Annotated in this window: 14 protein-coding genes and 1 tRNA gene; 10 read left to right on the top strand and 5 right to left on the bottom strand. The window is 72.4% G+C overall.

The features are described 5' to 3' along the window. Positions 1-24 precede the first annotated feature (24 nt). The 4 genes from AC27LF_RS11535 (at position 25) to AC27LF_RS11550 (ending at position 4,650) form a co-directional block, all read left to right on the top strand. Positions 25-891 (top strand): bifunctional DNA primase/polymerase, encoded by an 867-nt coding sequence (locus AC27LF_RS11535; protein WP_479656852.1) that lies wholly within the window; start codon positions 25-27, stop codon positions 889-891. A 321-nt stretch (positions 892-1,212) separates the two neighbouring features. Then, on the top strand, positions 1,213-3,093 hold the full coding sequence (locus AC27LF_RS11540; protein WP_479656853.1) for a thioester domain-containing protein: 1,881 nt from the start codon (positions 1,213-1,215) through the stop codon (positions 3,091-3,093). A gap of 259 nt (positions 3,094-3,352) precedes the next feature. Next, positions 3,353-3,700: a PadR family transcriptional regulator gene (locus tag AC27LF_RS11545; RefSeq protein ID WP_479656854.1), complete on the top strand. Its 348-nt coding sequence runs from the start codon at positions 3,353-3,355 to the stop codon at positions 3,698-3,700. Continuing rightward, positions 3,697-4,650, top strand: coding sequence for a hypothetical protein (locus AC27LF_RS11550; protein ID WP_479656855.1), 954 nt, complete (start codon positions 3,697-3,699; stop codon positions 4,648-4,650). Before AC27LF_RS11545 ends, AC27LF_RS11550 begins: the two co-directional genes overlap by 4 nt. 174 nt (positions 4,651-4,824) lie before the next feature. Here AC27LF_RS11550 and AC27LF_RS11555 read toward each other — a convergent pair. Then, a tRNA-Ser gene (locus tag AC27LF_RS11555) sits at positions 4,825-4,911 on the bottom strand. Between the two features lie 61 nt (positions 4,912-4,972). Further along, a complete protein-coding gene (locus AC27LF_RS11560) occupies positions 4,973-6,442 on the bottom strand; it encodes a S1C family serine protease (protein WP_479656856.1) in 1,470 nt (489 codons plus the stop codon). A 288-nt stretch (positions 6,443-6,730) separates the two neighbouring features. On the opposite strand from AC27LF_RS11560, the gene AC27LF_RS11565 reads away from it, so the two are divergent. The 3 genes from AC27LF_RS11565 (at position 6,731) to AC27LF_RS11575 (ending at position 9,703) form a co-directional block, all read left to right on the top strand. Next, a complete protein-coding gene (locus AC27LF_RS11565; RefSeq protein ID WP_479656857.1) occupies positions 6,731-7,558 on the top strand; it encodes a glycerophosphodiester phosphodiesterase in 828 nt (275 codons plus the stop codon). Positions 7,559-7,747: 189 nt separating this feature from the next. After that, on the top strand, positions 7,748-8,386 hold the full coding sequence (locus AC27LF_RS11570; protein WP_479656858.1) for an ATP-binding protein: 639 nt from the start codon (positions 7,748-7,750) through the stop codon (positions 8,384-8,386). A 327-nt stretch (positions 8,387-8,713) separates the two neighbouring features. Further along, entirely contained in the window at positions 8,714-9,703 is a 990-nt protein-coding gene (locus tag AC27LF_RS11575) for a DUF5926 family protein (protein WP_479656859.1), read from the top strand. Positions 9,704-9,947: 244 nt separating this feature from the next. Here AC27LF_RS11575 and AC27LF_RS11580 read toward each other — a convergent pair whose 3' ends face one another. Then, a complete protein-coding gene (locus AC27LF_RS11580; protein ID WP_479656860.1) occupies positions 9,948-10,541 on the bottom strand; it encodes a hypothetical protein in 594 nt (197 codons plus the stop codon). Between the two features lie 55 nt (positions 10,542-10,596). Further along, entirely contained in the window at positions 10,597-11,262 is a 666-nt protein-coding gene (locus AC27LF_RS11585) for a bifunctional DNA primase/polymerase (protein WP_479656861.1), read from the bottom strand. A gap of 612 nt (positions 11,263-11,874) precedes the next feature. Here AC27LF_RS11585 and AC27LF_RS11590 point away from each other — a divergent pair. Continuing rightward, entirely contained in the window at positions 11,875-13,293 is a 1,419-nt protein-coding gene (locus AC27LF_RS11590) for a PP2C family protein-serine/threonine phosphatase (RefSeq protein WP_479656862.1), read from the top strand. 442 nt (positions 13,294-13,735) lie between these two features. Continuing rightward, entirely contained in the window at positions 13,736-15,196 is a 1,461-nt protein-coding gene (locus tag AC27LF_RS11595) for an aminopeptidase P family protein (RefSeq protein WP_479656863.1), read from the top strand. Between the two features lie 83 nt (positions 15,197-15,279). Here the strand turns inward: AC27LF_RS11595 and AC27LF_RS11600 are convergent, their stop codons facing one another. Continuing rightward, positions 15,280-15,723, bottom strand: a complete 444-nt coding sequence (locus AC27LF_RS11600; RefSeq protein WP_479656864.1) for an ATP-binding protein — start codon at positions 15,721-15,723, stop codon at positions 15,280-15,282. A gap of 182 nt (positions 15,724-15,905) precedes the next feature. Here AC27LF_RS11600 and AC27LF_RS11605 point away from each other — a divergent pair, with 182 nt between their 5' ends. Beyond that, positions 15,906-16,811 (top strand): hypothetical protein, encoded by a 906-nt coding sequence (locus AC27LF_RS11605; RefSeq protein ID WP_479656865.1) that lies wholly within the window; start codon positions 15,906-15,908, stop codon positions 16,809-16,811. The last annotated feature ends 72 nt before the right edge of the window (positions 16,812-16,883 follow it).

Here is a 16,883-nt window from a genome sequence, read left to right on the forward strand (position 1 = left end):
GAACGCGTGTACGAACATGGATCCATGGCCACCACCGACCGGCAGGCCACGACGCTGGCCCTCGCGCACGCCCTGTCAGCCGCCGAACGCGGACTGGCCGTCATCCCCCTGTCCCGGACGAAGCTCCCGGCCCTGCGCTCCCCGCACCGCGACCAGCCCGACCCCGCCCCGTGCCACGGCGAGTGCGGCCGGCTCGGCCACGGCGTGTACGACGCCTCGACCGATCCGGCGCGCATCCGCGAACTGTTCGCCGCCGCGCCCTGGGCCACCGGTTACGGCATCGCCTGCGGACTGCCCCCGCACCACCTCATAGGCATCGACCTCGACACCAAGTCCGGCACGGACTCCTCGGCCGCCCTGCGCGAACTCGCCCTGCGCCATCTGTTCACGATCCCCGAGACCGTCGTCGTGCTCACGCCGAGCGGCGGCCGTCACGTCTGGCTGACCGGCCCGCCGGACGCCGTCGTCCCCAACTCGGCCGGCCGGCTCGCCCCCGGCATCGACATCCGGGGCGCCGGCGGCTATCTCGTCGGCCCCGGCTCCCGCACCGACCACGGCGTCTACGCCACCGCGCCCGGCACCGCCCACCTGGCCCCCGCACCCTGCCCGCCCGCCCTGCTGCGCCTGCTCCTGCCGCCGCCTCGCGCGCCGCATCCGGCGCCCCCGGCGTCCGGTGACCACGGCAGGGGGCTGGTCCAGTTCGTCCTCGCGGCCCACGAGGGCCAGCGCAACACCCGCCTGTTCTGGGCCGCCTGCCGCGCCTACGAGAACGGCATCGGGCCCGCCCTCGTCGCCCCGCTGGTCGAGGCGGCCCTCAACACCGGCCTCTCGGAGCGCGAGGCGCGGGCGACGATCGCGTCGGCGGCCCGGATGACGGGACACCGGCCGTAACGACCAGCCCCGGAGATACGCGAGCGGCAAAGCGCACGCCGCTGAACCGGCGTACGGCGGACGCGGGGCTGCCAGGGCGCCGGGGCCGGCGTGGCGCCGGGGCTGTCACGGCGACGGGGCTGTCAGAGTGCCGGGGCTGTCACGGTGCCGGATCGCGAGGCCCTTCCACCGTACGTGTGGACGATCCCAGGTGCGCGCCACGCCACCGGGACCTATATATGACGATCTGTCAAGGTATGTCCTGCTCATAGGAAGCGATCAAGGATACGGGGCGGAAACCGTCGTCTCGGTGCTCCTTCACCTCGTAGGAAACAGGACATATTGATCAGGCATCGCAACCGCGCGCTCCAGCTCTGCCGGTCCTTCACCAGGAGGGCCACCCAGACGTTCGTGGTCGGTGTGGCGGGCGCGCTCGTGGTTCTCGGCAACCCCACGGCCGCACATGCCGAGTTCGAACCGACCCCGGTGTACAACGACCCGCCCGGCTTGTTCACCGAAGCGACCATCACCGGCACCGGGGCCGGATCGACCGTGACCGGCTCCGTCGCGCCCACGGACTTCAACCCGCTCGCCGGCTATCCCGCCACCATTCCCGCCGGGTCCACGCCCCACGGTCCCGCGTTCGCCGGCACGATCACGATCCAGGACCGGCTCACCGGGCACTCCGGCCTCACGTACTGCATCGACCTGAACACCTCCACCGAGGTCGGAGTGAACTACGAACTCGGCGAGTGGAGTGAGACGCACGTCCCCAACCTGGGCTACGTCGAGTACATCCTCCAGCACTACTACCCCACCACTGACGAACCGTCATCGGTCAGCGTCTCCCAGCGGGCCGCCGCGGTGCAGGCGGCCATCTGGTTCCTCACCGACCGATACGTTCTGGACACCGCCAGCCCGATCCGTTCGCTGACCGCGGCCATCGTCGCCGACACGCTGGCCAACGGGCCGAGCACGGAACCGGAACGACCCGAACTGTCGGTCACGCCCTCGGAACTGGCCGCGCCGTCGACCGGGGAGATCGTCGGCCCGTTCACGGTGAACTCGGACGGTCCCGCGACGATCAGGGTGACCGGCATCGAGGTCTTCACCGACCCCGAAGGCATCAACCAGCTCCACGACGGCGACGTGGTGGAGCCCGGCACGCGCCTGTGGGCCCGCAGCGTCTCCGACACGGAGCCGCAGGGCTTCGTCCTCGAACGGACGGCCGCCGTGCTGGAAGGGACGGTCCTGCTCTACGACGGCTCGAACCCCGGACTGGACGAAGCCCAGAAACTCATCCTGGCCCGGGAGACCGAGCTGGTGGTGCGGGCCGGCGCGGTGCTCGAACGGTTCGCCGCGGGCGGTGTGCAGATCACCAAGCGGATCCTCGGCGGCGGAGCGGGCCATCAAGGGGAGATCACCATCGATGTGCTCTGCCATGACCCGAACACCGGCCAGGACCAGCACCACACGGTGACCATCCCGGCCGGGGCGACGGCCGGCGACCACAACCGGACGATCGGCGGCATCCCGGCCGGCAGCACCTGCACGATCACGGAGCCCACGGGCGGTGACAACGACCAGGTCCACCAGGTGGGCAGCCCCGTCATCGAACCGGCGACGGTCACCATCGTGGCCGACGAGACCCAGCATGCGACCGTCACCGACACCTTCGAGCAGTCCGGGGGTGACGTCGAGGTCGACAAGACCATCAAGGGTCCGGGCGCCGGCAAGCAGGGAGAGGTGGTCATCCGGCTCGACTGCGATGTGCCGGGCGGCACGTTCGACCGGCGGTTCGTCATCGAGGCGGGCACGGAGGCCGGCACATACCGTCAGCCGGTGGTCAGCGGCGTCCCGGCCGGCACGCACTGCACCGTCGCGGAGAGCACGACCGGCGAGAACAAGAAGGTGAGACTCGCCAAGATGACGATCACGCCCAGGAGCATCACGGTCCGGGCCGGTGTCACCAGCCGCGTCTCCGTCACCGACAAGTACGTCAAACGCCGCTGCGGGCACGGCTCCGGCCACAAGCCGGGCGGTGCCGGCAACAAGCCGGGCGGCATGGGCGGCAGCGCTCACTGGCCGGGCGGCCATCTCGCCGACACGGGGGCGTCCCTGCCGACGGGACGCCTGGCAGCCAGCAGCCTCGCCCTGGTACTGGCCGGCGCCGTCACGGTCGCCGTGGCCGGGCACGCCGGCAGACGGCGCCCGCGCAACTGATCTCTCAGGGGAGTGCGGAAGGCTCTCTCAGGGAGTGCAGAGGGCGCACCCGCACCCGACCGCCCAAGCGACTGCGGACGACGCACCCGCACCCGACCGCTCAAGGGAGCAACGGGTCACCATCCCGCACACCTGGGCCGCCGGTCATCAGGCCGGCGGCCCGGCCGCATGCCCGGACTCCGGGTACCTGCCGCACATCGGGGACTCCTCCACGACTCAATCGTGCGGGATATACCGTCAACCGGTATATGCTGCTCGCGTGACCGACCAACCCCTGAGGGAGCCGACGCTCCTCATCCTGACCGCCCTCGCCGATGCGCCCCGCCATGGGTACGGCCTGATGCAGGAGGTCGAGAAGATCTCCCAAGGCCGGGTCCGGCTCCGGGCCGGCACCCTCTACGGCGCCCTGGACCGCCTCCTCAAAGAAGAACTCGTCCGCGTCGAGAAGGAGGAGATCGTGGACAGCCGCATGCGCCGCACCTACGCGCTCACCGAGAAGGGCACGGAACGGCTCGCCACGGAGGCCGCCCGTCTGCGCTCCACGGCCGACGAAGCCGCGCGCCGTCTCGGCATGACCTTCCCCCGGCCGGGCGGAGCCACGTCATGAGCACATCGCCACAACACTGGACGACGCGTCTGTATCCGCCCGCGCGCCGCCATGAGTTCGCCGACGAGGTCAGCACCGCCATCGCCCAGGTCGAGGCCGAGCGCGGACGGTGGGCGGGAACAGTGGAGCGGGCCGCCGTCGTCGGCCACGCCCTGCGACTGCGCACCCGCCTCGACTCGGCCCGGCCGGGCGGCCGGCTGCTGGCGGCCACGGCCCCCGCGGTGATCGCCGTCAGCGCCGCCCTGTCCGCGACCCTGCTCGTCGTGTGGCAACTGCCCCCGCTGCCCTGGGACGGCGACCCCGGTTACACCCCCGCCGCCTACGCCCCCTGGATCGCCGTACTGGTCTGCGCGCTCGCCGGCCGCTGGACCGCCGCCCGGATCAGCGCCGGCCTCGCTCTCCTGGGCGCCCTCGTGTCACTGCCGCTGGTCCACTGGACCGACAGCACCGACGGATTCACCCAGAACCGCAACGCCCTCGTGGGACTGGCCCTGGCCGCGCTCTTCGTCCTCGCCGTGCCTCCCGACCTTCCGCCGGTCGGCCCGCGGGCGCGGCGCGCCATGGCCCTGTCCGCTCTCGCCATGGGAGTACCGATGGTGGCCGGTTCGGTCACCGTGTTCGAGACCCTGGCCGGCCCCGACACGTTCGTCGACGCCCGCGCCGACCCGTTCCACCTGCTGTTCTTCTTCACCCCCCTGGTCTTCGCCATTCCCCTGGCACTCGCGGTGGCCCGCTCGCGCTATGCCCCCGCACTGGCGGCCCTGCTGCTGGGCGCCGCGGTGCTCGGAGTCGCCCCGACGATCGGGCCGCTGATGCCCTACGGCACCGGAGGAGTGTGGGCACAGGCGTCGTTCGCCGCCGGCCTGACCGCCCTGACCGCGTACTGCGTCCGAGCCGTACGGCAACGCCGACGAGGCGCCCCGGTGGCCACGTCTGACGCAACGCCCTGACCACGAACCCACGCGTTCGCCGAGCGTTGGCTTCGGTGCACGTACCCCTTCCGCCAGGGCCTCGCTTCTGCGTGGGCCCCGGTTCACGCCCCCAGGCCCGTAGCCCCGCACCACATCGAGCACGAGAACGGCCCCCGACCGAGTCATCGGGGGCCGTTTGCGCTGTTCTCAACGCGGAGGCGGTGGGATTTGAACCCACGGTGACATCGCTGCCACGACGGTTTTCAAGACCGTTCCCTTCGGCCGCTCGGGCACGCCTCCCCGCGCTGCGCTGTGGGCAACGCGGGGACAAGACTAACCGGTCGGCACACGCGCGTGGGGGTCAGCTGTCGCCCTCGCGGGAGCCGAGGGCCAGTTGGACCGTGTGCTCCTGGCCGCCGCGCTCGTAGGTGATGGTGACCTTGTCGCCGGGCTTGTGGGTCCAGATCTCGCCGATCAGGGTCGGGCCGCTGTCGATCACCGTGTCGTCCAGCTTGGTGATGACGTCGCCGGGCTTGAGCCCCGCCTTGGCCGCGGGACCGCCCGCCTCCACCGCCGCGGCGCCGGCCGTGCCCTGGTCGGTGATCTTCGCGCCGTCCGTGGTGTCCTCCAGGGAGACGGACGCGCCGATCTTCGCGTAGACCGGCTGGCCGGTCTTGATCAGCTGCTGGGCGACGTACTTGGCCTGGTTGATCGGGATGGCGAAGCCGAGGCCGATGGAGCCGGACTGGCCGGAGCCGCCCAGTCCGCCGCCGCTGCTGGACTGGATCGCGGAGTTGATGCCGATGACGGCGCCGCCGGCGTCCAGCAGCGGGCCGCCGGAGTTGCCCGGGTTGATGGACGCGTCGGTCTGCAGGGCGCTCATGTAGGACGCCTTGCTGCTGGCGCTGCCGTCACTGGAGGCGACCGGCCGGTTCTTGGCGCTGATGATGCCGGTCGTCACCGTGTTGGACAGTCCGAAGGGGGCGCCGATCGCGATCGTCTCGTCGCCGACGGCCACCTTGTCCGAGTCGCCGAGCGCGAGCGGCTTGAGGTCCGAGGGGGCGTTCTTGAGCTTGATGACGGCGACGTCGTAGCCCTGGGCGTGGCCGACGACCTCGGCGTCGTACTTCTTGCCGCTCGGGAACGTGGCGGTCAGTTTGCCGCCGCCGACGGCGTCCGCCACCACGTGGTTGTTGGTGACGATGTGGCCCTGGGTGTCGAAGACGAACCCGGTGCCGGTGCCGCCCTGGCCGCTGGCGCCCTCCGCCTCGATGGTGACCGTGCTGGGCAACGCCTTGGCCGCGACGGCCGCGATCGTGCCCGGGGAGCGCTTGACCTGTGAGGCGCTGCCGTTGTCGCTGGCCGAGACGGTGGTGGAGCCGGTGTCGTCGTTGTTCTTGGCCAGGGTGTAGCCCAGTCCGCCGCCGAGTCCGCCCGCGACCAGCGCGGCCGCGAGGACCGCGGCGACGATTCCACCGCGTCCGTTGCGCGGCTTGGGCGCGGGCTGCTGCCACGCCGAGCCCCAGCCGGAGCCCGCGCCCGCGCCGCCGTCCGCGTAGGAGGGCGTGGCGGGGGGCGGGGGCGGCCAGGAGCCGTCCGGGGCGGGCCCGGGGGCCGACGCGCCGCCGGACGGGTCGGCCGAGGCGTACGCGGCCGGTGCCCCGTCGTGCTCCGTCGCGCCGGGGGCGCCCTGGGGCACCGGCGGGATCGGAGCCGTCGGCGCGTTCCCCGGGGGCGGGGCTGCCTGCGGGGAAGCAGCGGGAGATGCCACCGGCACGGGGGGTGCGGACGGGGCCGGGGGTACCGGGGTGCCCTCGTTCTCGGTGCTCACAGCTCTTCTCCTCGATCCACGGCTGTTGTTCTCGGTCGCACTCGGTCACGCGCATTCATGATTGTTCACGGTCCGGCGCGATGCAGCTGTGCATGTGCTCTTGTCTGACGTCAGCTTTTCCCATGGGCCGTCAGAGCACCATAAGCGGTGGCTGTGGGTCCGAGGCCACCCTTTATATAGGTCTTTTCTGACAAAATTTCCATTCCGGAGCGAAGTCGACACCGTCGTTCGCTTCGCGTACGCGCCCGTGCCTCCGCGCGTACCCCCTCACGATGGGACCATGACGCGGTGACCCACGCACCACAGCACCACATCCAGGTCGTCGCCCACCGGGGGGCCTCCGAGGACGCCCCCGAGCACACCCTCGCCGCCTACAAGAAGGCGATCGAGGACGGTGCGGACGCCCTTGAGTGCGACGTACGGCTGACCGCGGACGGCCACCTCGTCTGCGTCCACGACCGGCGCGTCAACCGTACGTCCAACGGGCGCGGAGCGGTGTCGGCCCTGGAGCTGGCCGACCTGTCCGCCCTGGACTTCGGCTCCCGCAGGAGCCGCGACATCTGGCGCGGACGGGACGAGGAACCCGACTGGGAGGTCCGCCCGGAGGACCGCGCGGACACCTCCGTGCTCACCCTGGAGCGGCTGCTCGAACTGGTCGCGGACGCCGGACGGCGGGTGGAACTGGCAGTCGAGACCAAGCACCCCACGCGCTGGGCCGGGCAGGTGGAGGAACGGCTGCTGCTGCTCCTCAAGCGGTTCGGGCTCGACGCCCCGGCCACCGCCGAGCACGCGCAGGTGCGGGTCATGAGCTTTTCGGCGCGCTCGCTGCACCGGGTGCGGGCGGCCTCGCCGACGCTGCCGACGGTCTACCTGATGCAGTTCGTCTCGCCCCGGCTGCGCGACGGGCGGCTGCCCGCCGGCGTCCGCATCGCGGGCCCCTCGGTCCGCATCGTGCGCAACCATCCAGCCTACATCGAGCGGCTGAAGCGGGCCGGTCACCGGGTGCACGTGTGGACCGTGAACGAGCCCGAGGACGTCGACCTCTGCGTCCGGCTGGGCGTCGACGCCATCATCACCAACCGGCCCCGGGCGGTGCTGCGCCGGCTCGGCCGGTGACACGCCCCGGCACCGGGCGAGCGCCCGTGCCGCGAAGCATCTCGTAAGGGCCGGTTCACACCCCTTGACCCCGTCCGCACCCTTGAAGCATCCTCCCGACTCGGCCACAGCATCGAAATCAAGCCACACTCCGACGACTCCGTCACGGGGAGTGCTCCGGCGCGTTCCGTCCGTATTCGATCGTTGCGAATGCGTCACCGGCCGCGGATTGGCCGGTTTCCGGTACAGGCCGGTGGGGCATCCACACCGTGGCGTGGGGCGAAGGAGGTCTCGGGGGTGGCGTTGGTGGTGGCACAGGAAGTGCCCACGTCGTCGAGCATGGCCGTTCCCCATGGCCCTGCGGGCGTGGGGGAAGCGAGACATCGGATGCGCGAGCAACTGCGCGGCGGTGGCGTATCAGAATCGGTCATCGACGACGCCGTACTGATCCTTTCCGAACTTTTGAGCAATGCCTGCAAACACGGGCGACCACTGGGTGACGCGTCGGCCGGGGACGGGGACGTCCGGGCCGCGTGGCGGGTGGACCCGCGCGGTCGGCTCATCGTCGAGGTCACGGACGGCGGCGGTCCGACCCGCCCTGCTCCGGCCACCCCGTCGGTCACCGCGCACGGCGGTCGCGGGCTCAACATCATCACGGCACTGGCCGCGGACTGGGGCGTGCGGGACGACACCCGGGGCGAGGTCACCGTGTGGGTCGTCGTCCACGCGGACGTGCACGATCCGGACGCCGGGCACCGGCGGGACGACTTCGCCGCGCGGGTCGCGGCGCCGGCCGTCTCCGCCCTCCCCGAATTCGGCCTGGCGGACGCCTTCGAAGACGTGGACTGACCTCCGGCCGGTCGCTTCGTTCACCTACGGCAGGCTCCTTCACTTACGGTCGGTCCCTTCACCCGCAGTCACTTCGCGAACCACAGGCGCGCAAACCGCCGATGTCCCCAGCCGTGGGTACGCGGGCCGCGGGGCCGCGGGGCGCCCGTCCCGCGGGCTCTCGGTCGTGCGCGCGGTGTCGGCGGAGAGTCGTTGCGTCGGCCAGGGCGCCACCTTGTCCACAGGTGCCGGTCGGAGCGCCGCGTTGTCCACAGGTTCCGGTCGGTCGCGGCGCGAGCGGCTAGGCTCCGCCCGTACGAGATGAGCCGTAACCGGGAGACACCCACCATGGCCAAAAAGCGACCCCAGACGAAGGCCAAGCGCCCGCAGACCCCGGGCGGAGTCGGCGCCGCAGACGCTGACGGGCAGGTTCCGGTTGTCGGCGCCCGCGAGCCCTGCCCCTGCGGCAGCGGCCGCCGCTACAAGGCGTGCCACGGCCGGGCCGCCGCGCACGCCGCGACCGAGCTGGTGCAGCGTCCCTTCGAGGGCCTGCCCGGCGAGTGCGACTGGGTGGCGATGCGCGAGCTGGTGCCCGCGGCCACCGTCGAACTGCCCCTGAAGGACGGCCTGCCCGAGGGCGTCCCGTCGGTCACGCTGGCGACGGTGCTGCCGATGGCCTGGCCGGCCCTGCGCCGCGACGACGGCTCGGTGCTGCTCGGCCTGCAGAACGACACGGCGTCCGGCGACATCAGCCGCGACCTCGCCGACACCCTCCAGCGGGCACTCTCCGCCGAGCCGGGCACGCCCGTCCAGGGCCGCCGCGCCCCGGCCGAGGGGCCTCGGTTGCAGGATCTCCTCGACCCCGAGGGCGCCTTCGAGCCAGTTGTGCACAGTGGCTTCGAGTTCTGGGTCCCGGACCCGGAGAGCACCACACCGGACGTGGCCGCCTCCCTGGAGCGGGCCAACGCCGCGGCCGTGCCCACGGTGAGACTGACCGGCGTGGAGGCGGCGTACTGGTGCCAGACCCCGGAGAAGAACCACCTGCGCTGGGTCATGCCGCACCCGGAGGAGCGTCTTCTGGACGCCCTCGCCCGGCTGCACGCGGCGGGCCGCTCAGGCCTCGGCGAGGGCACCCGCCTGGTCGGTTCGTTCCGCGCTCACGGGCTGACCGTGCCGGTCTGGGACCTGCCGAGCACCGTCTCGGCCGAGGACGTGGAGAAGCCGGCCGCCGAGTTCGCCGAACGGCTCGCCGCCGCGCTGACCACGGACGCACCGCTCACCGCGGACGAGCGTCGCGCGCGCGGGGGCCTGACCAACCGGCAGGTCACCCTCAGCTGATGCCGGGTGCCACCCGGTGTGCGGCCGGCCGGTCGGGCAGGCCGCACACCGGTTCGCCACGTGAGGTGACTCCTGTCACAACTCCCCGTCGGGACAGGGAAATCGGTGTCCGAATAGCCAAGGCCGAATTTGCGAACCGCCGATCTCTTGTTACCGTTCCAGTAGCCCGGTTGCTGGTGCATCCCCCGTCGCCAGCAACCGGGCCTTTCCATGCCCCGCCTCCCGGCACACGGCGCAGTCGTCGTCAACTGCCGTCCAGGGCGCCGGAGTTGCTGCCCGACCTGAGCAGCAGCGGCCCCTGGCCCCTGCGCTCCGAGAACTCGGTGACCGCGGTGTATCCGTCCAGCGCGCCCCGGGTGCGCTCCCGCGGTGTCTCGCAGGTGCCGGGCATGTCGTCGGCGCCGACCGAGCAGTGCATCCGCACGGTGCGGTCGCCGGGTCCCATCAGGCTCAGCACGGAGTCCAGCGCGGCCCCGGTGGCGTTGCGGTAGTAGGTACGGGCCCAGGTGTCCGTGCCCTGGGTCAGGACACAGGTCTGCGCCTCGATGCCGTCGGGGGAGGAGAGTTCCGGGCCGCAGCGGGCGGCCGTGGCGAGGCCCAGACCGAGCAGCAGCGGAGCCTGGCCGGGCGCGGCGGGTGAGTTCTTCTCGTCGTCACGCGCGTCGCGCGGTGCGCGGTCGTACGAGGGCTCGTACGGCGCACCGTGGGCGGCCTCCTGCGGGGAACGGCGTACGGCCGCTCCGCCTGCGTCGCCGACGGGACCCGCGGAGGCCACGGCCAGCGGCAGTGCCAGCGCGCATGCCGCGATGCCCGCCAGGGCGAGCAGACGAACGTTCATGGGCGGACGATAACGAGCGGGCGCGGGCGCCGAGTGCCGCGCGCGCCCGACACCCCTACAACTCGGGCGCGCTCACACCCGTACGAGTGAGCGCGTCGACCACGGCGTCCACCACGGCCTCCACGTCGGGCACCCAGGGCGCGGCCGAGCCGGGCAGCGGGGCGCGCTCCCAGCGGATGGCGCCCTGGCCGGTCTCGGACGGGGGCAGGGCGAGGTAGCCGCCGTCGCCGTGGAAGCGGAGCGAGCCGGGGACGAAGTCCTTGGCGTAGAGCAGTTCGCCCAGCTGCTCCATGGAGTAGGGCTTGACGAGCAGGGCCCATCGGGTGGGCGCGGCGATCACCGGGCCGAGCCGCATGCCGCGGCGGTCGAGGGCGTCGAGGGCGCGGGCCGCCGCGAGGGCCGGCAGGCTGACCGCGCAGGGCGCCGTGCCTCCGGTGGCGAGGACGATGGGCGCGCCGGGCCGGTTGGTCCACCACCAGCGCACCATGCGCGCGTCGGTGGTGGCCGCGAGGAGGCCGGGGTCGAAGGGATGCGCACCGGGCACGGTGCACTCCGGGTCAGGGCACGCGCAGCGGGCCCGGCCCTGCGGGTCCGGTGCCACGCCCGGGAGCACCGGCCACTGCCATTCCGTCGCGAAGGTCAGGGCCGCGCTGATCAGGTCAGGCCCCCCGCCGTTCCGCCTGGACAGGAGCCTGCGTCGCCTTCCGAGGATCTCGCGCATGAGCGCTCGTTCCTTTCCGTTGCACCGCTGGCAACACCGTGGACCACATCACACCATGTGTCGATCACTTCACTGTGCGTACCTGTTGGCGCATCACACCCCTGCTCCGGGCAAGGGGGTCCCCAAGGGGTCAAGCGTTGGCCGTTTCCGCGTCCCTACTGCGTCTGTCAACAACACGGCCGCGGCGCGGGGGTGGCGAAGTTCGGCGCTTTGCCGTCACGCTTGTTTCTCTTCGCCTCCGCCACGGGAGGATGGGGCACGGTCGTCGGTGGTTAAGACGCCCGGGTCCGTCGCCAGGTTCCGGGTGACCCCCAACCACCCCTGGCCTTCTCCGAGTACGTACCCATCACGACCGCTGTGACGCTCCGTGGAGCAAGGCCAGTCGACCGCAATGAACCGATACCCGAGGCAGTTTTGAGCCAACTTTGCCGTTGCGCAAGAGGTCCGGCGAAAACCCGCAACAGACCCGTGGACACCAGGAATCCCAGCAGGACAATGCTGGACATCCCCTCACGAGTGCGTGTACATGTGGAGACATTGCCAGCGGCGCAGAATGACATGGGGGTTTGCGATGCTATGGAGCAATACGCACCGGTCTGAAGGCCGGACGCCATGAACGCCCCGCACCCTCCGAAAGTGGCCGGAATCGATTCAACACTCCCCACGCCAGCACACACTGTCGCGCCAGTCACCGCCGCCCCGGGCACACCTCCCGTGACGAAGACCTCCGTTCCCCACGCCCCACCGCCCGGCGCCCTCCTCCAGGACCGGCTGGCCGGCTGGGTCTCCGACCTCACGACCCTTCACGAACTCACCGAACGTCTCGCCCGCACCGACTCGCTCGACCCCGCACTCCAGGAACTGCTGCGCGCCGGAGCCGCCCTCGTGGGCGCCCGGCGCGGTCTCGTCGTGCTGGAACCGGACGACGGCCGCGGCCTCGGCAGGACGCTCGGCCTGGGCCTCGCCCGGTCGGATCTCGGCCATATGGAGACCGTGCCCCGCGGCGCCCTGCCCTACGGCGGGCTCCTCGACACGGCGGCCGGACTGCCCGGCGGCGCCGGCGAGATCGCCCACCCCGACCTGTTCGCCGAGGACGGCCTCGACCCCCGCCACCGCGAGGTGGCCGTACGCCTCGGCTACGCCGCCAGCTACGCCCTGCCGCTGTCCACGCCGGCCGCCGGCCGTCTGGGCGCGGCCGTCTGGTTCTACGACGAACCCGCCGAGCCGCACGAGCGGCAGCGCCACCTCGCCGGCCTGTACGTCCGCTACGCCACCGAACACCTGGCCCGGCTGCTGGAACTGGAACGCACGCGCGCGTGCATGGCCACCGTCGCCGAGGAGTTGCTGCCCACCCGGCTGCCCCGGTTGGCCGGCGTCCAGCTCGCCGCCCGGCACAGCAGCGGCCCGCGCGGCGGCGGCGACTGGTACGACGCGCTGCCACTGCCGGACGCCGCGCTCGGCCTCGCGGTCGGCTCGGTCACCGGGTCCGGTCCGAGCGCGGTCGCCGCGATGGGCCGGCTGCGCGCGTCCCTGCGGGCGTACGCCGTGATGGAGGGCGAGGACCCGGTCGCCGTCCTGTCCGACCTCGAACTGCTGCTGCGCCTGACCGAGCCCGCCCGCTCCGCCACCGCCCTGTTCGCCTACTGCGAACCGGCGCTGCGCAAGGTCACCCTGGCCGGTGCCGGCCACAGCCCCCCGCTGCTGATCGGCGAGCGGCGCACCGAGTTCGCGGAGACCTCCGTGTCCGCGCCCCTGGGGATGCTCGCCTGCTGGGAGGCGCCGAGCGCGGAGATCCAGGCCGAGGCCGGAGAGACGGTTCTGCTCTACACCGACGGGCTGCTGCGGCGCTCCGGCGACGCCATGGACCGCGCCTTCGCCCGGCTGCACGCCGCAGGCGCGGGGGCGCCGCGCGCGCTGCGCCGCGATCCCGGTGCCCTCGCGGACCATGTACTGCGGGCCATGCTGCCCGACGGGCAGGGTGCCGCGGACAGCGAGGAGGACATCGTGCTGCTGGCCGCACGCTTCGACTGACCACCGACGGAACACCGTCCCGACCACCGCGCCGACCGAACACGCCCCGAGCGCCGCTTCGACGTCCTGACCGCCACTCCGACCGAACGCGCACCCGGCCCACCGGTCCAGCCGAACGCGCTCCCGGCCCACCACCTCAGCCCGAACACCGCCCCCACCACCGTTTCGGCGCAACACCGTCCCAAGCGCCGCTTCGGCCGAACGTGCTCCGAGCCGCCGATGCCGCCGAACGCCGTGCCCCCCGCTGCCGCCGAACGCCGGTCCCGGCGGGCGTTTGCGTCGGGTGGGGCCGTGCGGAGGCCGTATGACCGGGCACAACAGGTCGTCCGGCCCCGGGTCCGGCGCGGTACGACCGTACGATGATGAAGGTCCCCCTGCTCGGGCGGAGCCCAGAGCGCCGAGTGCTCGGGGGAGGATCCGTGCCGTATCGAGGAGGATGACCGTGGCCGACGAACTCAACCCGGAGACCCCGGAGACTGAGTCGGAGGAGCCGATCAAGCAGCGCAAGAACGGCCTGTACCCGGGCGTTTCCGACGAGCTCGCCGAGAACATGAAGTCCGGCTGGGCCGACACCGAGCTGCACGACCTGAAGCCGATCGCACAGGCAGAACAGACCGCGCGCCGCCGCGCCGCGCTGTCCGCCCGCTTCCCGGGCGAGCGCCTGGTCGTCCCCGCGGGCAACCTGAAGGTGCGCTCGAACGACACGGACTACCCCTTCCGTGCGTCGGTCGAGTACGCGTACCTCACCGGCGACCAGACCGAGGACGGCGTGCTCGTCCTGGAGCCCACCGCCGAGGGCCACCGGGAGACGGTCTACCTCCTGCCCCGCTCCGACCGCGAGAACGGCGAGTTCTGGCTCTCCGGCCAGGGCGAGCTGTGGGTCGGCCGCCGCCACTCGCTCGCCGAGTCCGAGGCGCTGTACGGGATCGCGGCCGCGGACGTGCGCGAACTGGCCGACACGCTGCGCGAGGCCACCGGCCCGGTCCGCGTCGTGCGCGGGTACGACGCCGGGATCGAGGCCGCGCTGACCGACAAGGTCACCGCCGAGCGCGACGAGGAACTGCGGGTCTTCCTCTCCGAGGCGCGACTGGTCAAGGACGAGTTCGAGGTCGGAGAGCTGCAGAAGGCCGTCGACTCCACCGTGCGCGGCTTCGAGGACGTCGTGAAGGTCCTCGACAAGGCGGAGGCGACCAGCGAGCGCTACATCGAGGGCACGTTCTTCCTCCGCGCGCGCGTGGAGGGCAACGACGTCGGCTACGGCTCCATCTGCGCGGCCGGACCGCACGCCTGCACACTGCACTGGGTCCGCAACGACGGCCCGGTGCGCTCCGGCGACCTGCTCCTGCTCGACGCCGGCGTGGAGACCCACACCCTCTACACCGCGGACGTCACGCGCACCCTGCCGGTCAACGGCACGTACAGCGAGATCCAGAAGAAGATCTACGACGCCGTGTACGACGCCCAGGAGGCCGGGATCGCGGCCGTCAGGCCGGGCGCCAAGTACCGCGACTTCCACGACGCGGCCCAGCGCGTGCTGGCCGAACGGCTCGTCGAGTGGGGCCTGGCCGAGGGCCCGGTCGAGCGCGTCCTTGAGCTGGGGCTGCAGCGCCGCTGGACGCTGCACGGCACCGGTCACATGCTCGGCATGGACGTCCACGACTGCGCCGCCGCGCGCACCGAGTCGTACGTGGACGGCGTCCTGGAGCCCGGCATGGTGCTCACCGTCGAGCCGGGTCTGTACTTCCAGGCCGACGACCTGACCGTACCGGAGGAGTACCGCGGCATCGGCGTCCGCATCGAGGACGACATCCTGGTGACTGCGGACGGCAACCGGAACCTCAGCGCCGGACTGCCGCGCCGCTCCGACGAGGTCGAGGCGTGGATGGCCACGCTGAAGGGCTGACGCCGTAGCCGGACGGCCGGGCGCGTCGGCGCGATCCGAGGGGCGGCTGTGCGGGGCTCCGGGAAGTCACCGGGTGCCGCTCTTCATGCCGTGAGCAAGGTGGGGTCCTTGGTCCACTTGAGCATCTTGTCGAAGCTCACCACCGTGCCGCCGCGCCCCGGCTTGGCGCCGATGTGCACATGATCGGCGAGTTCCCGGATCAGGCACAGCCCGCGGCCGTGCTCCGCGTCCGCGCGCGGGGCGCGAACGGCAGGGGGTCGCGCGAAGCCGGGACCTGAGTCGGTCACCTCGATGCGGCACTTCTCGCCGTCGAGGTAGGCGGTCACGCGGTACGCCTCCGAGGCGCCGCGCGTTCTGTCCCCGCCGTGCTCGACGGCGTTCGCACATGCCTCGCTCAGGGCGACGGACAGGTCGTAGGAGATGTCGGGGTCCACGCCCGCCGTCTCCATGGTCCCCAGCAGCAACCGTCTGGCGAGGGGAACGCTCGCGGCTTCGCGGCGCAGATGGAGTGACCACCAGATGCTCATGCTCCAGCCTCCTGGCCGCGGCTCGACATACCGTTACGTATTGCCGCGCGCACGCCGGTGTAAGCACACCCGTGACGTGACCCCGCCCATACGGCGGATGCGTTCCGGCAGGAATCGGTGTATGGGGGACTTTCGGACCTGCCGTGGGACACGCGGGGCTCCAGTGGGATGATGGGCCCGCCATGTCTGCCCCCCAGCCGCGCACGGCGCGCTCCGGACACCAGCTCCGGGTCCTGCGGGCCGCGGTCTTCGCCGCGGCCTGCGTCGCGCTGGCCGCGGCCGGGCATGTGCTGGCCTCCTGCGCCTCCGTTCCGCTGTGGACGCTGGGTGCCGGCTTCCTGGGCTCGATGGTGCTCGTGGCGCCGCTCGCCGGGCGGGAACGCTCGCTGCCGGGCATCGCCGCGCTGCTGGCGGTCGGTCAGACCGCGCTGCACGTGCTGTTCGGGCTGGGTCAGCACGGTACGGCCGCCGTGGCGTCCGGCGCGGTGTCGGCGGGCTCGACCGCGTCGACGGCGCCGATGGGCTCGATGACGTCGATGGGCTCGATGACGTCGATGGGCTCGATGGGCGGGATGAACGACGCCACGCTGGTCGAGCAGGCCGCGCGGCTCGTGTGCGGCGCCGGCGCGGCGGCGATCACCCCGGCCCATGCCTACCGGATCCTGGCCGACGCCCAGGTCATCAACGGTTCGGGCCCGGGCGCCGTGCACCACGCGGTCGCCCCCGCCGGTTCGGCCGGTTCAGCCGCTTCGTCGACGGATGCGCTGCTGCCGTCGCTGCCGATGCTGCTCGGCCATGTCCTCGCGGCGGTCGCCGTCGGCTGGCTGCTGCGCCGCGGCGACGTGGCGCTGCTGCGTCTGATGGAACTGTCGGCGCACGGAGTCGCCGAGGCGGCGCTCGTACGCTCCCTGCGCGGGGCGCTCGCGCTGACCCGCGCGCTGCGGGGCGGCCTGTGCACCGAACCGGGCCCGGGTCCGCGCCACCGGCGCACGCGGGACCGAGCGCCCGCCCCGCACACGACCGCACTCCAGCACACGGTGGTCCGGCGCGGTCCCCCGGCCGCCACCGCAGTCGTCCTCGCCGCCTGACGCGACGGACCGCCGCTCCACCGGAACCCGGAAGGAGAGGAGAGGGCCGGCCGCCGTCGTGCGGCACGCGCG

It is taken from the genome of Streptomyces diversicolor (assembly GCF_057537855.1).